The following is a 20,782-nucleotide window of genomic DNA, read 5'->3' as shown; positions in this document are numbered from 1 at the left end:
CCCCGTCCCTCCTCCCACACCGGAGCCCGGCGACACCCGGCACGACGAGGGTAGCAAGAGGCTATACTTTTATATAGTTACCGGTGTTGGGCTCGGCCCCAGCCGGCCAGGGCGAGCAGCGGCTCCCGGAGGCCGCGGCCCAACCGGGTCAGCCGGTACTCCCGGCCGGGCTCGACGACCCCGTTGGCGCACAGCGATTCCAGGCGCGCGGCGAGCAGCTCGCGGTCCAACCCCGGCACGCCCGCCAGCAGCTCGTCCTCGGTGGCGGGCGCGACCAGCAGCTCCCGGACCACGAGGACCGACCACATGTCGCCCAACGCGTCGAGCCCGGCCGCCAGCGCGTGGAACTGGCGCACGCCGGTCACCGCCTCACCACGCCGCAGTCGCAGCGCGCACCGGCCGCCGGGTCGTTGTGCTTGACCATCGCCACCACCATCGGGATGAAGACGATCGCGTTGTAGAACAGGTGCAGCTCCACGCGGGGCAGCGCCAGTTGCAGCACGCTGGTGGGCACGGGCCGGCCGCCGAGGTTCGCGCCCGCCGTGGCCTGCACCAGCAGCAGCAGGTGCTCGAAGTGGTGCCACACCTGGATGAGCAGGGCGGCGGTCCACCAGGTGCGGGCCCGGCCGGCGAAACCCGGTCGCAGCAGGAGCAGCCCGACCACCATCACCAGCGCGTACCCGTAGTGCATCCACTCCGAGTGCACCAGCCACGGGAACGGCACGCCCAGCACGCCGCGTGCTTCGGCGGGCGACATGCCCAGGACGTAGATCTGCACGGCTTGCGCCAGGTGCTCCGCCCAGTGGGCGGCGACCACCACCATGAACAGCAGCAGGGCCACGCGGTGCCGCGTCGTGTTGAGGGTCCGCAGCACGGGCAGGTCGAGCACGTGGGTCATGACACGGACTCCTTCTCGAACGGGGCCAGGGCAGCGGCCAGTTCCTCGGGCACGCGGACCGGCAGCACGCCGTCCGCCGTGCGGCGCAGGCACGACACGACCTGGCCGCCACGCGCCACCAGCCGACCACCGCGGCGGAACTCGTAGTCCATCTCCACCCGGTTGCCGCGCCGGCCGCGCAACGTCATCGCCACCTCGATCTCGTCCAGCGCGAAGCACTCCGCGAAGAACTCCATGGCGCAGGAGACGGTGGCCAACGCCAGCTCGCCACGCCGCACCTCGCCCAGCACGCCCGGCGCGTGGTCGGCCAGGAACGCCTCGCGGCAGTGCCCCTGCCAGTGCAGGTAGTGGGCGAAGTAGACGTTGCCCACCACGTTGGTCTCGTCGAACGTCACGCGGTGCCGGAGCACGTACTCCCGCACGTCAACCCACCTCCACGGCGATCGCGACCACGGGTTCGCCGACACCGGCGACGGAGGGCCGGGCGACCACGACCGCCGTGCCCGCGCCACGCAGCACGAGCAGGCCGTCATCGGTCACCTCGGCGACCTCCAGCGGCACGCGGCGGTCCAGCCCGGCGCGCCCGAGGGCGGCACGGCCCGCGGTGACCCGACCGGCCGCCACCTCGATCGGTTCGTCCAGCTTGCGCGCGGCGACCGCGGCGGTGTCGGCGTCGGTCGCCGCGAACGGCTCCAGCGCGGCGGTCGCGCCCCACACCGCGCCGACCGGGTGGTCGGCCGCGGCGTGCAGGGTGTGCCCGGCGGCGCCGTCCGGACCGGCGACGACCAGGTCCACCCGCGGCGCGACGTCCAGCTCCACCAGCCGGCGGCTGAGCAGCGGGCCGACCAGGGACGCGGGCAGCGCCTCCGCCCACCGGGCCGGGCCGATGGCACGCAGCCGCAGCGCGTCCCACCGGGCGACCGGCGCCCCGGACGCGTCCAGCACGTCCACGTCGAACACGTAGTCGTCGGCGGTGTGCGTGGTTTCCACGGCGTGCACGCGCAGCACGCCCTCGGGCGGGCGCCACACGGTGAACCGGTCCGCACCGACCGGCAACGCGCGGCGGTGCGGCACGCACGCCAGCAGCACGTGCAGGGCGGCGTCGTGCGCACCGGGGTCGCCGAGCAGCAGCCGCCGGTGGTGGAACTCGGAGAACCACGGCGTGCCGGGCTCGGCACGCACCCGGGCCCGCACCTCGAACGCGGACAGCCGGTCGTAGCCGAGCAGCCGGCGGAACCGGCCCCGGTGGAACAGCAGCGGCCCGTAGAACGCGTGGGTGTCGGCGGGTCGCTCCACGGCCGCCTCGTCCGGCGGGCCGCCCGACCCCGGTTCGGCCGCGGCCCGCACGACGGCCGTGAACCGGTCGGTCGCGAAACCGTCGGCGTCGTCGCGGAGCACGACGCGCACCGCGTCCGCGCCCTCGGCCAGCGCCGCCGACCGCACGGTCCGGACACCGCGGTCCGGCACGGTGACCGGGCTGCGCAGGTCGACGTCGGCGAACGCCCACGCCCGCCGCCGCCCGACCGCCGCCACCACCGCCTGCGCCATGGCCTCCAGGCCGAGCACGGCGGGCAGCACCGGCACGCCCGCCACCCGGTGCTCGCCCAGGTACGGGTCGTGGCCCAGCGACAGCTCGGCGTCCGCCACCGCCTCCACGCCCGCGAACCGGACCCTCAGGTCCTCGGTGAACCGCAGCGGTTCGGGCGGTGGTCCGGCGATGGCGAGCGTGGGCCCTTCCGGGAAGCGGCCGGTGATCAGCACCGTCACCGGCGCGTCCCGGTCGGCCAGCACGTCCAGCAGGGCGGGTGGACCGTCCTGCGGCGTGATCGGGGTGATGCCCGCGGCGGCGAGCCCGGCCACGACGCCCATCCGCTCGCCCATGCCGACGCCGTCCCACAGCGACCACTCCACCAAGTGCCGCCGCAGGCCGGGCCGCTCGGCGCGGTCCAGCTCGGCGCGCAGCCAGTCGTTGGCCACGCCGTACTCCGCCTGGCCGGGCAGTCCCCGGCGGCCGATGATCGAGCCGAACGCCACCGCCAGCCGCAGGTCCGGCGTGGCGGCGAGGAGCAGCCGCAGGCCGGTCACCTTGGGTTCGAGGGTGGCGTGCAACGTCTCGGCGGTCACCGCGCCGAGCAGGCGGGGCCGGTTGACGCCCGCGCCGTGCAGCAGGCCGCGGACCGGGCCGACCCGGGCGGCGGCGGCCACCGCGGCGGTGACCTGGGCGGGATCGGTGACGTCGGCCCGCGCGTACCGGACGTCGGCCCGCTCGCGGAGCGCGTGGAGCGCCGCCACGACGTGCGGCGCGTCGGGCGCGGACCGGCCGACGACCACCAGCACGCACCCGGTGCGGGCGGCCAGTGCCGCGCCGCACTCGGCGGTGATGCCGCTCGCGCCGCCGGTGACCAGGCAGACGTCGCCGGGGCCGAGCGGTATCCCGCCGCCGGGCACGGGGCGGCGGGCGTGCGTGGTCACCTGCGCGACGCCACCGGGCCGCACCCGCAGCTCGCGGTAGCCGGTCGCGGCGACCAGGGCCGGGTCGAGGGTGTCGCCGTCGACCACGGTGACGGCGCACCCGTCCAGCTCGACGGCCGCGCCGCGACCGATGGCGGCGGCGGCCGGGTGACCGCGGTGGGCCACGACCAGCCGACGCGGCCGGCGTGCGCCGACCAGCGCGAGCACGCGGGCCACGGCCGCGGGCCGCTCGTCGGCCAGCCACACGGCGAGGTTCCGCTCACCCGCCGCACCCGGCAGGCCGCGCACGGCACGCAGCCAGTGGTCCGGCGGCGCGTCGAACTCCCACGTGCCGCCGGGTGGCGCGGCCGGCGGTGTCGGGAACGGCGTCCAGCGGTGCTCGAACACCCGCACCCACGGTGCGACGCCGGGCGGTGGTCGGTCGTCGGCGGTGGCGGCGGCGGGTCGGGCGGCCAGCAGCTCCGCGACGTCCGCGACCGTGGTGTCCACGTTGGACAACGCGCCATCGGGCGGCCGGCGACCGAGCAGGTCCGCGATCGACCCGACCACCTGGACCGCCTGGAGCGAGTTGAGGTGCAGGTCGCCCAGCAGCGTGCTGTCCGGCCGCACGGTGGCGAGCGGCAGTTCCAGCACGCGGCTGAGCTGCGCGCGCACCACCGAGAGCGGGTCGGTGTCGGTGGTGAGCGGTCGCGGTCCGGGTAAGGCGGGCACGGGCGCGGCGTGGTCCGGCAGGTCGGCCTCGCACGGGTTGGCCAGCAGCTCGATCCGCGTGTCGGGACCGAGCGGGCGGTGCGCGCGGCCCGCGAACCACGCGCCGAGGTCGCCCGCCGAGCACGCGGCGAGCGTGGCGGTGGCCAACGCGTGCCGTCGCGGGTCGCCGCTGTCCACGGCGACGGCGGTCGCGCCCGCGGCACGCGCCAGGTCGGTCAGCGTGGTGCCGGGCCCGGCCTCGACCAGCAGGTCGCAGCGCCCGGCGAGGCCCGCCAGCGCCTCGGTGAACCGGACCGGCCGGGTGACCTGGTCGGCGAGCAGGCCGACCAGGTCGACGTCGGCCGGCAGCGCGTGGCCGGTGACCGTGGAGAAGACCGGCCGGACCGGCGGCGTGAACGGCACCTGGGCCAGGACCGCCCGCAGCGGTTCGACGACATCACGCATCGCGGTGCTGTGGAAGGCGTGCGAGACGGGCAGCCCGGTCGCGCGCACGCCGCGCCGGCGGGCTCGTGCGACGAACTCGGCGACCGCGTCGGCCGGTCCGCCCACCGTGGTCTGGGCCGGTCCGTTGTAGCCGGTGATCTCGACGTCCAGGCCATCGGCCACAGCACGCGTGATCTCCTCGTCGCCCGCCACGCCCGCCATCGCCGTGCCAGGCGCGCCGTGGTCGGCCATCACCCGGCCACGGGCCACCGCCACGGCCTGCGCCGTGCGGTGGTCCAGCGCACCGGCCCACGCCAGCGCCGTGATCTCGCCGAGGCTGTGCCCGACCGCGCCGACCGGGTGGCAGCCACACGCCTCCAGCCAGGCGAGCGCGGCCAGCGAGTGCCGCACCACGGCGGGTTGCGCGACGTCCGTGCCGGTCGCGCCGTCGACCACCGGCACGCCCGCGTCGGGCACGTCCAGCCCCGCCGCCCACGGGTCGAGTTCCGCGCGGACCGGCGCGGCCTGGCCGGGCAGCAGCAGCCCGACCCGGCGTGGCGGCCCGGCGGCGAGCACGACACCCGCCGGTTCGTCCACCAGCACCGCACCCGTCCAGGCGGGCAGCAGGCCGCGTGCGGCGGTCGCGGCGTGACGCAGGCGGTCCGGGGTGTCGGCGACCAACGCGCAGCGCACCGCGCCCGGACCACGCCGCTCGGCGTGCGCGGTGGCGGCGAGGTCGTGCAGCTCGGCCGCGCTCAGGGCGGGCGCCAGCGCTTCGACGGCCGCGAGCCGGTCGTCCAGGGCGGTGCGGTCGGCGGCGTCCAGCAGCACGACGTCGTGCCTCGGCGCGGGTCGGCCCAGCGCCGCCACGTGCGCGGGCAACGCCGTGACCGGGCGGGCCGGCAGACCGCGCAGCACCACGTGGGCGTTGATGCCGCCGAAACCCATGGACGACACCGACGCCAACGGCGTGCGCGTCGACCACGGCTCGGCCTCGTCCAGCAGCCGCAGCGGCACGTCGGGGTCGCGCAGCAGCCGGTGCGGGCTCTCCACGCCCGTCGTCGGCGGCAGCACCCGGTGGTGCACGGCGAGCACCGCCTTGATCAGCCCCGCCACGCCCGCGGCGGCCTTGGTGTGCCCGATGTTGGCCTTCACCGAGCCCAGCGCGGCACGCGGCGAACCCGCGCCACGCACGTCGCGCAACGCGGTCAGCTCCACCTCGTCGCCGACCCGCGTGCCGGTGCCGTGCCCTTCCACCAGCTCCACGGCCCGCGGCGACACGCCGGCCATCCGGTAGGCGCGGTCCATCGCCAGGCCCTGCCCGTGGGCGCGTGGCCGGGTCAACCCGCCCGCGCCGTCCGACGACGTGCCCCAGCCCGTCAGGACGGCGTAGGTCCGCACGCCCTGCCGTTCGGCGTCCTCGGCACGCATCAACGCCACCACGCCGCAGCCCTCACCCGGCAGGAAACCGGTGGGCCGCTGGTCGTAGACGCGCATCTCGTCCACCGCGAGCGCGCCGGTGCGGGCGAACCCGACCAGTTCGAACGGGTCCAGGCTGAGGTCCACGCCGCCGGCGAGCGCGAAGTCCAGCTCGCCGCCGAGCAGCGCGCGTGCCGCCGCGGTGACCGAGAGCAGGCTGGACGCGCACGCGCCGTCCACGGTGAAACCCGTGCCGTGGAAGTCGAAGTGGTTGCACACGCGGCCGGCGATGGTGTTGGACAGCGCGCCCGCCAGCGTCTCGTCGCCGGGTGTCGGGAACGGCGCGCGCACCAGGTCGCCGAACAGGGCGAGCGCCCGCTCCGCCTGGTCGGCGGCCACCCCCGCGCCGGCCAGGGCCGCGACCGCCGCGCGGCGCACGAACGGCCACCGCAGCCGCAGCTGCGCGGCACGGGAGAACTCGCCGGTCATGGTGTTGCCGAAGACCACGCCCACCCGGTCGCGGTCCAGGCCGCCCCCGTCCGGGAACCCGGCGTCCGCCAGGGCGTCCGCGGCGGTCTCCAGCGCCAGCCAGTGCGCGTGGTCGGCGGCGCGGTGCAGCGGTCCGGGCACGCCGAACCGCTCCCGGTCGAACCGCCACCCGCGCAGCAGGCCGGCGTGCGTCACGTAGGTGCGGTCCGGGTCGTCGGCGGGACCCAGGTAGTCGGCGGACAACCGCCGCTCGGGCAGCCTGCGGAACCCGCGCCGCCGACCGAGCACGGTCTCCCACAGCTCACCGGGCGCGTCGGCGTCGGGGTAGCGGCAGGCCAGGCCGACCACCGCGACACCGCCGGTACCGCTCATGAGGCACCGCTCGCCGTCGTCGCGCGCCACCGCGCCGCCAGCAGCACCACCCCGCGCAGCAGGCAGGTGATCACCAGGGCGAAGAACAGCCCGAAGGTGACACCCGACAACACCAGCACGGCGTACACCACGGCGGCCGTGACGCCGAAGACCACCTGGTTGCGTGGTTTCCCGGGGGTGCTGCCCGGATCGGTGATCATGTAGTTGGTGAACAGGATGAACGCCAGACCCGTCATCGGCACCAGCGCGCCGAGCACCGAGTGGTCCAGCAGCAACCCGCGCAGCACGGCCTGGAGCACGAACGCGCCCAGCCAGCCCAGGATGAGCGGCATCTTGCCGGTCAGCCGGGCGTTGAGCACCGTGCCGAACATCAGCACGCCCAACGGGATCAGCCAGTCCAACGTGGACGTGGTGAAGGTGGTGAAGTGGTAGGGCGGTGCGATGCCGACCCACGGGAACAGCACCAGCACCACCGCGATACCCGTGTTGGACGGGTTGAGCAGGTGCCGGAGCTTGCCGTTCACGCGCAGCCGGACCAGGTACTTGCTGCCGTTCCCGACCGTGATCGCGAACAGGTACGGCCACAGGGACGTGTTGCCCCACAACAGCATCCCGCACGCGAGGCCGGTGATGTGGGCGGGCAGCAGGAACACCACGAGCCGGCGGAACCCGCCCGCGTAGGCGGGTCGGCGGCCCCGTGCCCACGCGTCCAGCGATTCGAACAGCAGCACGGTCGCGTAGCTGGTGAGGGCGGCGGCGATCGGCGTGATCGGGGCCTGCTCGAACCCGAGGACGGTGTGGCCCAGGACGTTGAAGACGGTGATGGTGGTGGCGAAGCGCGCCAGCGCGCGGACCCGCTTGACCTCGGGCGACAGGACGGCGGCGGGTTCGACCGCCGGCCCGGCGGGCGTGGTGCGCTGGGCGAGGTCGGGTGAGGCCGTGGTGGTCATCGGGCTACCGCCGTTCCGTCGCTCTTGAGCAGGATGGTGCCGTGGCCCGGCCGCACGTCCACGGTCGCCTCGTGCAGGCCCGCCGCGTCCCGCCACGTGACGGTGGCGGGCGTCGTGCCGCCGCCGGGCAGGGCCAGGTGCGCCAGCGGCGCGGAGACGCCGGTGTGGCCGTTGGCCGGGTAGAGCTGGGTGCGCTGCGGCCGGTCCGGGTGGTGCAGCCGGACCTGCGCGCCGATCACGTCGGTCACCGCGTCGCGACCGGCCGGCGCGGGCCGCACCAGCCGCAGGTCCGCGGCCGGGCCGGTGGACGCGGTGTTGCGCAGCAGCACCGAGTCCTCCCACTGGTTCGCCACCACGGCGTCCAGCCGGTTGTCGCCGTCCACGTCGCCGTGCGCGAGCGCACGCGTGTTGTCGCCGGTCGCGATGCCGGTGGGCGCGGCGAGGTCGGCGTAGCGGCCGTCCGGCCCGCGCACCCAGAACCGGTTGGGCTCGTGGCCGGACAGGTCGTCGCCGGGCGCGAAGTTCGGCCAGAACGCGGGGTGGCGCAACAGGTCGTCGTTGCCCATGGCGAGTTCCTGGAGCAGCGGCCACCGGTCCACCTCGCCCTTGAGGAAACCGTTGGCCTGCATGATCTCGTCCACGCCGTCGTTGTCGAAGTCGCCGCCGCGCACGTCCCAGCACCAGCCGGCGCGGGCCAGGCCCAGCTCCTCCGCGCGCTCGTCGAACGGCAGCACGCCCGCGGCGAGGTCCTGCGGCGTGCCGGTCGGGGTGAACGCGAAGTTGCTCTCGTGCAACGCGAACGGCGTGGTGATGTTGCTGACCACGACGGTCGGCAGCGGCGCGTCGCCGTCGTAGGTGAACGTGACGCCCATGCCCTTGAACGAGTCCCAGCCGAGGACGGTGGACTTGGGGCTGGTCATGTCCCGCTCGCCGCGGACCTCGGCGAAGCGCACGTGGCCCGGCGTGGACCGGTTGACCATCAGCTGGTCGGGGCCGAAGTCGTTGGCCTGGTACAGCTCCGGCAGCCCGTCCCCGGTCAGGTCCTGGAAGCCGGTGGCCAGCGTCCACGACCCGGCCGCGGCGCGGGACAACGCGGTGCTCGCGTCGGTGTAGGTCGGCAGCTCGTCGGGCCGGCCGGTGGGTTTGCCGAGCAGCAGCCGGTTGGTGCCCGCGTTGCGCGCCAACGACATCGAGTCCTGCATCTGCATCCGCGTCTCGTCGGTCGCGGTCGGGTCCAGGACGCGGGCGCCGTCCGGGAAGTAGTTCCCGACCAGCAGGTCGAGGTTGCCGTCCCCGTCGACGTCGCCGACGTTGAAGGTGCCGGAGTTCCACACGGCCATGGGCGTGATCAGCTCGACGGCGCGGTGCCCGCCGGCGACCGGCGCGCCCGGACCCCTGGTGTTCAGGAAGACCACGGGCGAACGGCCCCAGTAGTGGACGACGTGGTCGGTGTCGCCGTCGACGTCCACGTCCAGCGGGACGCAGCCCATCGGTGCCATGGTGCGGTCGAAGGGCAGGCCGGTCGGCGTGAGCCGCACCGGCGGGTAGCCGCCCGGGTCCGCCGCCCGGACCGGGCGCACCGTCACCGAGTCGTCACGCGGGTCGACCAGGCACAGGTCACCCGCCCAGCCCTGGCCACGCAGGTCGGACAACGCGGCGGCCGCGCCGACCGAGGAAATCCAGCCCCGGATCTTGTGCAGGTCGGGTGCGACGACCCGTTCGCGACGCGCGTCGGCGGGCGCGGAGTTGAGCGGTTCGGCCGCGAAGCCGAACCGCGCGGCGAGCGCGGCGGCCTCGGCGTCACCCGGGACGGGTCGTGCGACGAGCACGCCCGACGCGACGCAGAGGGCGACGATCACGGCGGACACCAGGACCTGTCGTGCGTTGCTGCGCATGGGTCTCCTTCGCGGTCAGCGGCGGGCGTCGACGGTCGCGCGCAGCCTGGCCTTCCACCGCAGGAAGGCGAGCAGGTCCGGCGCGTCGGTCAGCCCGCGGGCGGCGGCCTCGCTCCAGTCGGCGGTCTCGGCCACCCCCACGCCCAGGAACCTCGCCACCGCGCGCTCGGTGTGCGCGGGCACGACCCCGGAGCGGTGACGCGCGGCGGCGGCGAACACCACGCCCTGCCCGAAGTGGGCGAAGTGCGGTCCGACCGCCTGTTCCAGCGCGTCGAACGCGGCGTCGTCGGCGGCTCCGGCGTAGGCGACGGCGAGGCCGACACCCGCCCACAGGTGGGGCCGGGCGGCCGGGGCGGCGCGGTCGACGACGGCCGCGACGCCCGCCACGTCGGCGGACTCGGCGAACCACAGGGCACGCCCGCAGCCCGCGAGCCGGGCCTCCCAGCGCGGGTCGGGCCGGCGGTGGGCACGCCGGACGAGCGCAGGCGTGCCGCCGAAGTAGACCTCGCCGAAACCCGCGCCGTCGACGGCGAGCCACCGCAGCAGCGGCGTCGCGGGCACCCGGGGCACGGCGGTGACGCGCAGCGGCGACAGCAGCCAGCCCGCGCCGACGTGCACCAGGTGGGTGTAGGCGTGGCCGGGTCCGGCCAGCAGCCGCCGCACCGCACGCGCGCGGCCGGCGGTGGCCAGGTCGAGCAGCCCCGCGAACATGCCCGCGCCCTCGTAGGCGAAGCCGCGCTCGGCGTCGGGCACGCGGCCGGCCAGTTCCGCGTGCGGTGCGCGCCAGTGCGCCGCGCCGATGTTGAAACCGGTGAGGAACATACGCGCGTGCTCTTCCAGCACCGCGCGCGCGACCGGTCGGTCGGTGCGGAATCCGCGTGCCCCGAAATCCGCCACCGACAGCGGTAGCGTGATCTTCGAAATGAATCCGGAACGCGAAACCGGAGTTGAACCCCCGCTGAACGACCGCACCGGCACTCCATCCGTCGCGCAGGTCCTCCGGAGCGGTCTCCTCCCCCGGAGCGGACGGGGACAAAATGTCCCTCTTTGCCCCGAGTGCCGTGTCTACCAGCACTACCACGGCACATCAAGGCGGGTCGGGAACTTCACACGATCGTCGCAGATGGCTGCCTGACGCATCCGGGAAGTAGGTCAAGATAATTAACTCGACGTCTCTCGGGCAGTTCCCAGGAAACATCAACAATTCCCGGTGACGCCGCTACGGCGCACCGGCCGGCACGCCTTGCGCCATTAGCCCGGCACCGCTCGCTAATTCACCGGGATTGCCCTGTGGCGATCCCGCCGACCGGAGGTGCGCCGGTCGGCCGAGAGGTCGCCACGCCTTTGTCGCCCGGGGTGCCGTGCGCCGCGGGCGGCCAGTCGTCGCCCGGCACGCGCACCACGCCGGGAACACCGTCCGGCAGGGCCGCGCCCAGTGATTCCCGCGCGGTGGCCGCCAGGTCGTCGGCGCTGAAGCCGAGGTGCTCGTACGCCTGGCGGTACTCGGTCAGGGCGGTGGAGCCGAACAGCAGCGGGTCGTCGGAGCCGAGCACCACGCGCACGCCGCGGTCGCGCAGCCGGCGGACCGGGTGCTCCGCCAGGTCCGCCACGACGCCCGTGCGCAGGTTGCCGGTCGGGCAGACCTCCAGCACGACGCCGCGGTCGAGCAGGGCGTCCACGACCGCCGGGTCCTCGGCGGCGCGGAAGCCGTGCCCCAGCCGCGGCGGGTCGAACCGGAGCGCGTCGCGGACGGCGCCCGCGCCCGCCGCCTCGCCCGCGTGCGGCACGAACGGCACGCCCCGCTCGGCCGCCCACCGCACCGCCTCGGCGAACAGCGACGCCGGGCGGCCCGGCTCGTAGCCGCCGAGACCGAGCGCCACGACGCCGCGGCCACGTCCCCGGACGCACCACTCCGCCGTGCGCAGGCAGTCCTCGGCGGACAGGTCGCGGACGTGGTCGAGCACGAACCGGACGACCACGCCGCTGCCGTCGAGGGCCTGGCACGCGCCCGCCCACAGCCCGTCCACGATCTCGTCGAACGGCAGGCCGCGGTCCCGGTGGTGGGTGATCGCCGAACACGTCACCTCGGCGTACCGGACCCCTTGTGGCGCGAGGTCCTCCGCCAGCTCGACCACCGCCCGCGCGAAGTCCGCCGGACCCCGGAACACGTCGGTGCACGTCGAGTAGAGGTCGGCGAAGTGGCGGAAGTCCCGGAACCGGAAGCGCTCGGCGAGCCACCGCTCGTCCAGGCCGGTGAACCGGCCGCCGTCGCGCCGGTCGAGGTCGAGCAGCGTGGCGGGGCGCAGCGCGCCCTCCAGGTGGACGTGCAGCTCGGCCTTCGGCAGGCCGGCGACGTGGGCCGCCAGTTCGGGTGTCCACCCGGGGCGGTGGGTGCTCACGACGACAACCACCCCCAGTGGCCCGTGGTGCGCGTCGCTCGGCGGGTTCGAGCGGCTGCTATCGTTTCTAGCAGCAAGCCGCCCGCGACTGTCAAGCCTCGTGGTGGTGACACCTGCTCAGGTTGTCCACCCGCCGGTGATTGACTATCGTTTTTTAAATGGCGAAGTCCTGCCTCGTGTGCACCGGCCCGGTGGTGGAGTTCCTCGACCTGGGTCGGCAGCCCCTCTCCGACGCCTTCCCCGCCCCCGGTGCGGACCCGGCGCGGGAGCACTTCTTCCGGCTGGCCCTGGGCCGGTGCGCGGACTGCGCCATGGTCCAGCTCACCGAGGTGCCGCCGGCGGCGCGGATGTTCCACCGGGGCTACCCGTACCGGTCGTCCGGCTCGACCGTGATGCGGGAGCACTTCGCCCGGGTCGCCGAGCGCCTGCTCGCGGACCGCGTCGACCCGTTCGTGGTGGAGATCGGCAGCAACGACGGTGCGTTCCTGCGGACCGCGGTCGAGCGCGGGGTCCGGCACCTGGGCATCGACCCGTCCGGTGACGCCGCGCGGGTCGCCGCCGGGTTCGGCGTGCGGGTGCGGGTGGCGTTCTTCGCCGAGCCGCTGGCGCGGTCCGTGCTGGCCGAGCACGGACCGGCCGACGTGGTGTTCGCCGCCAACACGGTCAGCCACGGCCCCGACCTCGGTTCCATCCTCCGGGGTGTCGCGGCGCTGCTCGCGCCGGACGGGGTGTTCGTGTTCGAGGACCCCTACTTGGGCGCGGTGCTGGCCAACACCGCGTTCGACCAGGTCATCGACGAGCACGTGTTGTTCTTCGGCGCCCGCTCGGTGCTCGGCCCGCTGCGGCGGGCGGGTCTGGAACTGGTGGACGTGGAGCGCCTGCCCGTCCACGGCGGGCAGATCAGGTTCTGGGCGGCGCACGCGGGTCGCGTGCCGGCGTCGCCCGCGGTGGCGGAACTGCTGGCGGAGGAGGAGGCCCTGGGCGTGCACGACCCGGCTCGGCTCCGTGCGTTCGCCGCGCGCACCGCCGATCGGCGCCGTGCCCTGGTGGCGTTGCTGACGCGCCTGCGCGCGGAGGGCGCGCGAGTGGTCGGCTACGGTGCGACGGCCAAGAGCGCCACGGTCACCAACTACTGCGGGCTGGGGCCGGACCTGGTGTCGGCGGTCATCGACACGACCCCGGCCAAGCAGGGCAGGCTGACGCCCGGCACGCACATCCCGGTCCGGCCGCCGGAGGCGTTCGGACCGGGCCGGGCGGACTACGCGTTGCTGTTCGCGTGGAACCACGCGGAGGAGATCATGGCGAAGGAGCGGGCTTTCACGGAGGCCGGCGGCCGGTGGATCCGCTACGTGCCGGAGGTCCGCGTGGTCTGAGCGGTGTGCTCGCCTGCCGCGACGAAGCCGGGCAGCGCGGCGACCACCGCCACGGCCACCACGCACGCCGTCGCGGTGACCAGCCGCGTGGCGGTCCGGCCGGCGGGCGCGCTCAGCGCGAACCACGCCAGCGCCGCCACCCAGGCGAGGGCGCTGGCCCGCAACGCGGTCCAGTCGCCGACCGACACCCGGTCCGCGGCGGCCGGGTCGGTGCCCGCGACCAGCGCGGCGATCCCGACGGCGGCGGGCAGCAGGCGGACCGCCGGGCCACGTGCCCAGGCCACCAGCGGCAGCACGGCGAGCGCGCCGGTCGCGAGCACCACGGGCAGCACCGCGGTGCGCGGGTCGACCCGCGCGGGCGCCAGGGCGAGTTCGCCGACGACCGCCGCGGCGGAAGCCGGCACGGCGACGGCACGGGCCCGCGCGCCCAGACCCGCGACCGGGCGCACCAGTGCCACGACCGCGACGACGACGAGCGCGGCGACGGTGAGCAGCCGCAGCCACCCGCCGGTCGCGGCCACCGCGCCCGCCGGGTCGACGCCGTGGTGCGGCGCCGCCACGGCGCCCAGCCACGTCCAGCGCACGGCACCGCCCTTTCGCCGCTTGCATTAGCTTTAGTTTGACATAGTAGTCTGGATCGGGCGTCGAACGTGAGCGAGGTGGTTCGGGTGGACCTGGCGTTCCTCTCCCTCCCGTTGCGCGCCTTGGCGGACGCCGCGCTGGACCGCGCCCGCGGCCCCGGGGTCCGGCACGCCGCCGTGCAGGTCGTGCGCACCCGGCGTGCCCACGTGTTGTTGAACGACGGGCACACCACCGCGTCCACCGACACCGAGCGGACCGCGCTGTCGGTCCGCCTGGTCACCACGCGCGGGCGGGGTTTCGCGGCCACGTCCCGGCTCACGCCCGAAGCCGCGGCCGACGCCGCCGACCGCGCGTGGGAGGTGGCCCGCGCCTGCGCGCCGCTCGGCGTCGACGCGCCGTTCGCCGCCGAACCCGTGCACGACGACGCGGTGTGGGTCTCCGCCTACGAGGTGAACCCGTTGGACGTGCCCGAGGAGGACCGCGCCGCGGTGCTCGCCGGGTGGAGTGCCGAACTGCTGGCGTCGCCGCACGTGTCGTCCGTGCTCGCCAAGTTCACCGCCGTGCAGGAGGACCGCTTCTACGCCGACCTGGCGGGCACCACCACGACGCAGCAGCAGGTCCGCGTGCACCCGCAGGTGCTGGTGGCCGGCGCGCACCCGCGCACCGGCGTGGTGGAGGCGCTGCGCTCCGAGGGACCGCCCACCGCGCGTGGCTGGGAGTACGCGGGTGGCGCGGGGTGGGACTGGGCGGGTGAGGTCGCCGCGATGCCCGAGCGGTTGGCGGCGAAGCTCCGCGCGCGCCCGGTCGAACCCGGCCGGTACGACCTCGTGGTGGACGCCTCGAACCTGTGGCTGACCGTGCACGAGACGGTCGGCCACGCCACCGAGCTGGACCGCGCCCTCGGGCACGAGGTGTCGTACGCGGGCACGACGTTCGCCACACCGGACCTCCTGGGCTCGTTGCGCTACGGGTCCGACCTGATGACCGTGACCGCGGACCGCACCACACCGCACGGCATGGCCACCACGGGCTACGACGACGAGGGCGTGGCGGCGCAGTCGTGGTCCCTGGTGGAGGGCGGTGTGCTCACCGGGTTCCAGACCGACCGCGGCACGGCGGCGGTGATCGGCGCGGACCGGTCGACCGGGTGCGCGTACGCGGAATCGTCGTCGCACGAGCCGTTGGCGCGGATGCCGAACGTGTCGCTCGCGCCGTCGCCGACGCCCTGCCGGACCGAGGACCTGGTCGCGGGTGTCGACGACGGCGTGTACCTGGCGGGCTCGGCCGGCTGGTCGATCGACTCGCGCCGGGAGAACTTCCAGTTCACCGCGCAGCGCTGCCACCGCGTGCGGGCGGGTCGGCTGGCCGAGCCGCTGTCCGGTGTGGCGTACCAGTGGAGCACGCGGGAGTTCTGGCGGTCGCTGGCCGGGTTGGGCGACGCGAGCACGGTGACGTCGTTCGGCGCGGACCTCTGCGGCAAGGGCAGGCCGGCGCAAGCGGCGGCGACGAGCCACGCCGTGCCGTCCGCCCTGTTCCGCGGCGTGCCGGTGCGCCACGTCGGCGGTGCCGGGTGAACCCCCGCGTCCCGGTCCGCCCCCGGCGAGAGCTGGTCGGGCGGTCCACGCGCACCGGCGGCTCCGGTGTCACGCGCCCGCGGCTCCCCCGCCCCGCACCCGACCCGCGCGACCGGGGAGCCGATCGGTGATCCCCGCGCACGAGGTCGTGGAACGCGCACTCGCCGCCGCGTCGCGTGGCGACGGCGTGGTGGTGGTCGTGGACGAGACCGCTCGCTCACACCTGCGTTGGTCGGGCGACGCGGCGACCAGCGCCGGGCACGTGTTGGACCGCCGGGTCCACGTGGCGGTGGTGACCGCGGGCGGCACGGCGGGGGTCGTGTCGGCGAGCGGCGCGTTGGACGTCACCGCCGTGCGCGGCCTGGTGGCCGACGCCGCGGCGGCGGCGCGGCGATCGGGCGCGGAGGCGGGCGCGGCGCCGTTGGTGGCCGCCGACCGGCCCCCGTCGCCGGACTGGCACGACCCGCCCGTCGTCGCGCCGCCCGGCGCGCTGGGCAGGCTCGCCGCCGAGGTCGCGACCGCCGCCCGCCGCGCCGCCGCGCGTGGCCGGGTGCTGCACGGGTACGCCGAGCACGAGGTCCGCACCACGCTGCTGGGCACGACCACCGGGCTGCGGCTGCGGCACGTGCGGCCGACCGCCCTGGTCGACCTGACCGGCCGGGACGACCGGCTGGGCGCGTCGAGCTGGGCGTCCGCCGAGGTGGACGACCCGGCCGGGCTGGACCTGGCCGGGCTGCTCGCGGACGTCGACCGGCGGCTGGACCTGAGCGCCCGGCGGGTGCGGGCGCGGCCGGGGCGGCACGAGGTGCTGCTGCCGCCGTCGTGCGCGGCCGACCTGATGCGGCACCTGTACCAGGCGGCGGGCGCGCGTGACGCGCACGCCGGGCGCGGCGCGTTCGGCGGGAAGCTCGGCACGCGGTTGAGCGGCCTGCCGCTGACGTTGCGCAGCGACCCGGTGGAGCCCGGGGTGGCGTGCGAACCGTTCGTGGTCGCCCGCGCCTCCGGCGCGGACACCGCGGTCTCGGACAACGGGTTGGCGCTGCGCCCCACGTCGTGGATCTCCGACGGCGTCCTGACCGCCCTGGTGCACACCCGCGCGTCGGCGGACCGGGCGGGCGTGGCGGTGACGCCGCGGGTGGGCAACCTGGTCCTGGACGGGCCGCCGGGCGGGCGGTCGACGACCGAGCTGGTCGAGTCCACCGCGGACGGTCTGCTGCTCACCTCGCTGTGGTACCTGCGGGAGGTCGACCCCCGCACGCTGCGCCTCACCGGGCTGACCCGCGACGGCGTGCACCTGGTGCGCGACGGCGAGGTGGTGGCCGCGGTGGACGACTTCCGGTTCGACGAGAGCCCGCTGCACCTGCTGGACCGGGTCACCGAGGTGGGTCGGACGACCCCGGCGCCCGCCCGGGAACGGGACGACGAGGAGCGGACCCGCACCGCGATGCCGCCGCTGCGCGTGGCCGACTTCGCGGTGGCGGGTCCGGCCGCATGACGACAGGAGGCCGGGTTTTGACCACCGCTGGCACCGACCACGTGCGGGCGCTGCTCGGCGACGTGCGCGACCGGTCCGTGCTGGACCTCGGCTGCGGTGACCCGGAGGTCGCGCGCCGGGCCGCCGGGCGGGCGCGCGACTACGTCGGGCTGGCCGGGGACGAGTTCCTGGCCGCGGCGGCGCGGGCCGCCGTGCCGGCCACCGCCGAGGTGCGCGTCGCGGACCTGGACCACTGGTGGGGCGCGGGGCTGGGCCGGTTCGACGTGGTCGTCTCGGTGACCGCGCCGCAGCACGTCCGCAACCTGGCCCGGCTGCTGGGCACCCTGCACCACCACGTCGCGCCGGGCGGCCGGTTCGTGTTCCTGGTCGACCACCCGTGCGCCACGGCGGGCGTGGCCGGCTACTTCGCCGAGGGCGAGCGCACCGGCCTACCGGCGTGGGCGGGTCGGCCGGCACACCACCGGAGCCTGGAGACCTACCTGCGGGACCTGCGCCACTGCGGTTTCCGGCTGGACGAGTTCTCCGAGGGCAAGCCGGGCGAGGTCGGTTTCGACCCACCGCCCGCCGAGCCGCCGCACGCACCGCGCTGGGCGTTGTTCCGCTGCGTCCGCACCCCGTGACCCCACCGGAGGCCGACACCATGTCACCCGACGACGAGGCGACCTACCTGCGGCGGCTCGCCGCGCCCGCGCGACCGGGCGACCCGGGCGCCCACCACCTGCCTACGACGCGGTCGCCCCGGAGAGCTGGGCCGCCGACCACGGGGTGCGCACGAAGCCCCGCTTGAGGGTCAGCAGCTCGACGTTCGCGGTCCACGCCTGCACGCCGTCCAGGCCCGCGAGGGTTTCCGTGGTGAACCGCAGCACGTCCTCGTTGGTCGGCAGGATCACCTCGCACATCAACGACTCCTGCCCGAGCATGGCGGTCACGTACCGGACGCCGCGGTGGGCGGCCAGCTCCTCCGCGACGGCCTGCAACCGGGCGGGCGCGACCGACAGCCAGTAGATGATCTCCGCCTCGAAACCGAGCGCGGCGGCGGGCACCAGGGTGATCACCTGCACGCAGCCGCGGTGGAGAGCGGCCTCGAAGCGGCGGCGGACGGTGCTCTCGCTGACGCCCAGTTCCCCTGCCACGGCTTGGAAAGCGGCCCGGCCGTCGGCGCTGAGCGCGGCCAGGATGCGGTGGTCCAGGTCGTCCAGGTCGTCGGCGGCGCACACGTGCGGCTCGGGCAGCGGGAAGTCGCCGTCGCCGAGCACCGCCCGGCTCCACTCGTGGTTGGACTTGTAGGTGTGCAGCTCCAGGTCGGCGACGCTGCGCTGGATGCCGGGTATGTTCTGCAACCCGTCGACCAGCAGCGCCTGGAGCGCCGCGCCCTTGGGCACGAGCACCTCGGCGATCAGGTCGTGCGACCCGGTCACGAGGGCGAGGAACCGCACCTCGGGCCGGGTCGCGATGGCCCGCGCCACCTCGATCTGGGTGCCCGCCGCGCACTGGAGCCGCACCATCAGCAGCTCGGTCGCGCCGGACTGCTGCGGCACGGCGGCCACCCGGATCAGACCCCGGGCGAACAGCTGCTGGGCGCGCCGCGCGACCGTGGTGACCGAGGTGGCCGCGAGCGCGGCGATCTCCGTCCAGCTCGCGCGGCCGTTGACCTGGAGCGCGGCCACGATCCGGCGGTCGAGGGAGTCGAGTTCGTCCATGTCGCCGGACATCATGCCGCAGGCTGGTCCACCCGGGAGAGGAAATCGCGGACCGCGGCCCGGAATTCGTCCGCCTGCTCGACCTGGGGCGAGTGGCCGGACCGCTCGAACACCACGAGTTCGGCGTTCGGGATCAGCTCCGCGATGGTCTCCGAGCAGGCGGGCGGGGTGATCCAGTCGTGGCGGCCCACGGTGACCAGCGTGGGCGCGGTGATCCCCGGCAGCAGCGGTTTGATGTCGTAGGCGGGCTGGTTGACGGCGAACGCGAAGTTGTGGGTCCGGTAGCGGTAGGGCGTGCGGGCCACGACCTCGTCCACCTTCGCCCAGTCCAGGTCGTGGTCGTAGAGCGGCAGGATCTCCCGCCAGCAGTCACGCAGGTCGTCGTCGTCGCGGACGGTGCCGGTCATGATCCGCTCCAGCTTGGCGCGGTCGACCTCGACGCGGGAGGACTCCAGCGCGTTGCGGTTGGCGGCCTCCTGGTTCGCGTTGTCGGCCGAGGTGTCCCGCAGCACCAGCGCCGACACCCGGTCCGGGTAGCGGATGGCGTACTCCATGGCGATGAACCCGCCGTAGGAACCGCCCGCCATGACGACCCGCTCGACACCGAGCCAGGCACGCAACCCGTCCACGTCGGCGGCCCACTGCTCGTGGGTGAACGGCGGGTTGCCCTCGCTCTTGCCGGACCCGCGCGCGTCGAACACGACGACGCGGTACCGGTCGGCGAACGGCCCGAACGAACCGCGGGGCTCGGCCAGCGAGCCGAGGCCGGGCGCGCCGTGGTGCACGATCATCGTGGGCTTGCCGGGCTCGTCGCCGAGCACCTCGACGTTGAGCCGGTTGCCGTTGATCTCGACCAGCATGTTTCAGCGTCCAATCACGATGTCGTCGATGTCGCGGGGGTACCCGGTCAGGCGGCGCGGGCCGTCCTCGGTGACCAGGACGGTGTCGGAGATGCGGTAGCCGGCGTGGCCGGGCACGTAGACACCGGGCTCGCTGGACAGCACCATGCCGGGCAGCAGCACGGTGTCGTCGCCTTCGGACACCCACGGCGGCTCGTGGAAGCCGAGGCCGATGCCGTGGCCCTGGCGGTGCCGCAGGAACCCGCCGAGCCCGGCGGCGCGGATGACGTCCAGGCAGCGCCGGTTGGCGTCGGCGCACCGCACGCCGGGCCGCAACGCCTCGGTGCCGACGTGCTGCGCCTCGCGCACCACCTCGTAGTAGCGGCGCTGCTCGGGCGTCGGCTCGCCGAGGATGAACGTGCGCTCGCTCTCCACGAACCGGCCGCCGACCGCGCACCCCAGCGACAGCATGAACGGCTCACCGGCACGCAGCCGGTCGCCGCCGGGCATCCGGTGCGGCTGGGCGGAGTTCGCGCCGCCGTACACCAGGCCGCCGGTGAGCATGGGCACCACGACGACGTCGTCGTGCTCGGCGTGCATGAGGGCCGCGCCGAAACCCGTGACGTGACGCGCGAGTTCGGCCTCGGTGGGTGGTTCGGCGCTCTCGGCGACCAGCCGCGCCCCTTCGGCCAGCATCGCGTCGGCGATGCGCGCGGCCTCCTGGTGCAGCGTGATCTCCTCGGGCGTCTTCACCCGGCGCAGCCGGTCCACCACGTCGGTGACCGACCACCGCGTGCGGCCGAAGACGTCCGCCAGCTCCGCGGCGCGGGCGACCGGTGTGGACCCGGCGTGCCCGAGGCGGGCCGGCGCGCCGACGGCGTCGCGGAGCACGGCGAACGGCGACCGCTCACCCGGGAACTCCGGGTAGGCCAGGACCTGCGCGTGCACGTCCTGGGCGGCGGCGTACTCGCGTTCCAGGTCCGGCACCAGCAGCACGGCGTCGCCGACGCGGGGCACGTAGGCGACCACGGGCCGTTCGTTGGGGAAATGGCTGAAGCCCGTGGTGTAGGCGACGTCCAGCGCGTCGTCCAGGACCACGCCGTCCAGCCCTTCGGCGTCGAGCGCCGCGCCGATCCGGGCACGCAGGTCGGTGTGGAACGTCGCGGGCAGCCGTTGGGTGAAGGCCACCGG

Annotated in this window: 16 protein-coding genes; 4 read left to right on the top strand and 12 right to left on the bottom strand. The window is 75.3% G+C overall.

From position 1 onward, the window contains the following. Positions 1–77: 77 nt before the first annotated feature. The 8 genes from KZQ38_RS35500 to add all read right to left on the bottom strand — a co-directional run bounded on the left by KZQ38_RS35500 (position 78) and on the right by add (position 12,028). A complete protein-coding gene (locus KZQ38_RS35500) occupies positions 78–365 on the bottom strand; it encodes a winged helix-turn-helix transcriptional regulator (RefSeq protein ID WP_219448420.1) in 288 nt (95 codons plus the stop codon). Next, positions 362–898, bottom strand: a complete 537-nt coding sequence (locus KZQ38_RS35495; RefSeq protein ID WP_219448419.1) for a hypothetical protein — start codon at positions 896–898, stop codon at positions 362–364. The genes KZQ38_RS35500 and KZQ38_RS35495 overlap by 4 nt, the downstream gene beginning before the upstream one ends. Continuing rightward, positions 895–1,320, bottom strand: a complete 426-nt coding sequence (locus KZQ38_RS35490) for an acyl-CoA thioesterase (RefSeq protein WP_219448418.1) — start codon at positions 1,318–1,320, stop codon at positions 895–897. The genes KZQ38_RS35495 and KZQ38_RS35490 overlap by 4 nt, the downstream gene beginning before the upstream one ends. 1 nt (position 1,321) lies before the next feature. Continuing rightward, positions 1,322–6,784 carry a type I polyketide synthase gene (locus tag KZQ38_RS35485; RefSeq protein WP_219448417.1) on the bottom strand — a complete coding sequence of 1,821 codons (5,463 nt, stop codon included), beginning with the start codon at positions 6,782–6,784 and terminating at the stop codon, positions 1,322–1,324. Then, entirely contained in the window at positions 6,781–7,734 is a 954-nt protein-coding gene (locus tag KZQ38_RS35480) for an enediyne biosynthesis protein UnbU (RefSeq protein ID WP_219448416.1), read from the bottom strand. Before KZQ38_RS35480 ends, KZQ38_RS35485 begins: the two co-directional genes overlap by 4 nt. Then, positions 7,731–9,629, bottom strand: a complete 1,899-nt coding sequence (locus tag KZQ38_RS35475; protein WP_219448415.1) for an ASPIC/UnbV domain-containing protein — start codon at positions 9,627–9,629, stop codon at positions 7,731–7,733. The genes KZQ38_RS35480 and KZQ38_RS35475 overlap by 4 nt, the downstream gene beginning before the upstream one ends. A gap of 15 nt (positions 9,630–9,644) precedes the next feature. After that, positions 9,645–10,526, bottom strand: a complete 882-nt coding sequence (locus KZQ38_RS35470; RefSeq protein WP_219448414.1) for a DUF1702 family protein — start codon at positions 10,524–10,526, stop codon at positions 9,645–9,647. Positions 10,527–10,903: 377 nt separating this feature from the next. After that, the gene (add, locus tag KZQ38_RS35465; protein ID WP_219448413.1) at positions 10,904–12,028 is read right to left on the bottom strand and encodes an adenosine deaminase; all 1,125 of its coding nucleotides are present in this window, start codon (positions 12,026–12,028) and stop codon (positions 10,904–10,906) included. A 158-nt stretch (positions 12,029–12,186) separates the two neighbouring features. On the opposite strand from add, the gene KZQ38_RS35460 reads away from it, so the two are divergent. After that, positions 12,187–13,401 (top strand): class I SAM-dependent methyltransferase, encoded by a 1,215-nt coding sequence (locus tag KZQ38_RS35460; RefSeq protein ID WP_219448412.1) that lies wholly within the window; start codon positions 12,187–12,189, stop codon positions 13,399–13,401. Here the strand turns inward: KZQ38_RS35460 and KZQ38_RS35455 are convergent. Continuing rightward, entirely contained in the window at positions 13,374–13,985 is a 612-nt protein-coding gene (locus KZQ38_RS35455) for a hypothetical protein (RefSeq protein ID WP_219448411.1), read from the bottom strand. The two genes, KZQ38_RS35460 and KZQ38_RS35455, sit on opposite strands and share 28 nt — an antisense overlap. A gap of 66 nt (positions 13,986–14,051) precedes the next feature. On the opposite strand from KZQ38_RS35455, the gene KZQ38_RS35450 reads away from it, so the two are divergent. The 3 genes from KZQ38_RS35450 to KZQ38_RS35440 all read left to right on the top strand — a co-directional run bounded on the left by KZQ38_RS35450 (position 14,052) and on the right by KZQ38_RS35440 (position 17,672). Further along, positions 14,052–15,557 (top strand): TldD/PmbA family protein, encoded by a 1,506-nt coding sequence (locus KZQ38_RS35450; RefSeq protein ID WP_219448410.1) that lies wholly within the window; start codon positions 14,052–14,054, stop codon positions 15,555–15,557. Positions 15,558–15,684: 127 nt separating this feature from the next. Next, positions 15,685–17,052 (top strand): metallopeptidase TldD-related protein, encoded by a 1,368-nt coding sequence (locus KZQ38_RS37415; protein ID WP_219448409.1) that lies wholly within the window; start codon positions 15,685–15,687, stop codon positions 17,050–17,052. Between the two features lie 17 nt (positions 17,053–17,069). Next, a complete protein-coding gene (locus KZQ38_RS35440; RefSeq protein WP_219448408.1) occupies positions 17,070–17,672 on the top strand; it encodes a class I SAM-dependent methyltransferase in 603 nt (200 codons plus the stop codon). Between the two features lie 102 nt (positions 17,673–17,774). Here KZQ38_RS35440 and KZQ38_RS35435 read toward each other — a convergent pair whose 3' ends face one another. From KZQ38_RS35435 to KZQ38_RS35425, 3 genes are read right to left on the bottom strand one after another with little or no spacing between them, the layout of a single operon-like run. After that, complete coding sequence (locus tag KZQ38_RS35435; RefSeq protein ID WP_219448407.1) at positions 17,775–18,764, bottom strand: Lrp/AsnC family transcriptional regulator; 990 nt, start codon at positions 18,762–18,764, stop codon at positions 17,775–17,777. Then, positions 18,764–19,612, bottom strand: coding sequence for an alpha/beta fold hydrolase (locus KZQ38_RS35430; RefSeq protein ID WP_219448406.1), 849 nt, complete (start codon positions 19,610–19,612; stop codon positions 18,764–18,766). Before KZQ38_RS35430 ends, KZQ38_RS35435 begins: the two co-directional genes overlap by 1 nt. A 3-nt stretch (positions 19,613–19,615) precedes the next feature. Further along, positions 19,616–20,779, bottom strand: a complete 1,164-nt coding sequence (locus KZQ38_RS35425) for a M24 family metallopeptidase (protein WP_219448405.1) — start codon at positions 20,777–20,779, stop codon at positions 19,616–19,618. Positions 20,780–20,782 lie beyond the last annotated feature (3 nt).

The sequence above is a fragment of the Saccharothrix obliqua genome, from assembly GCF_019375475.1.
Classification (GTDB): domain Bacteria; phylum Actinomycetota; class Actinomycetes; order Mycobacteriales; family Pseudonocardiaceae; genus Actinosynnema; species Actinosynnema obliqua.
This window is presented reverse-complemented; position numbering and strand designations above follow the sequence as displayed.

Coding starts and splice junctions, on each gene's coding strand:
- KZQ38_RS35460 (WP_219448412.1), top strand. CDS start 12,187: ATGGCGAAGTCCTGCCTCGTGTGCACCGGCCCGGTGGTGGAGTTCCTC.
- KZQ38_RS35435 (WP_219448407.1), bottom strand. CDS start 18,764: ATGTCCGGCGACATGGACGAACTCGACTCCCTCGACCGCCGGATCGTG.
- KZQ38_RS35430 (WP_219448406.1), bottom strand. CDS start 19,612: ATGCTGGTCGAGATCAACGGCAACCGGCTCAACGTCGAGGTGCTCGGC.
- KZQ38_RS35480 (WP_219448416.1), bottom strand. CDS start 7,734: ATGACCACCACGGCCTCACCCGACCTCGCCCAGCGCACCACGCCCGCC.
- KZQ38_RS35475 (WP_219448415.1), bottom strand. CDS start 9,629: ATGCGCAGCAACGCACGACAGGTCCTGGTGTCCGCCGTGATCGTCGCC.
- KZQ38_RS35495 (WP_219448419.1), bottom strand. CDS start 898: ATGACCCACGTGCTCGACCTGCCCGTGCTGCGGACCCTCAACACGACG.
- KZQ38_RS35485 (WP_219448417.1), bottom strand. CDS start 6,784: ATGAGCGGTACCGGCGGTGTCGCGGTGGTCGGCCTGGCCTGCCGCTAC.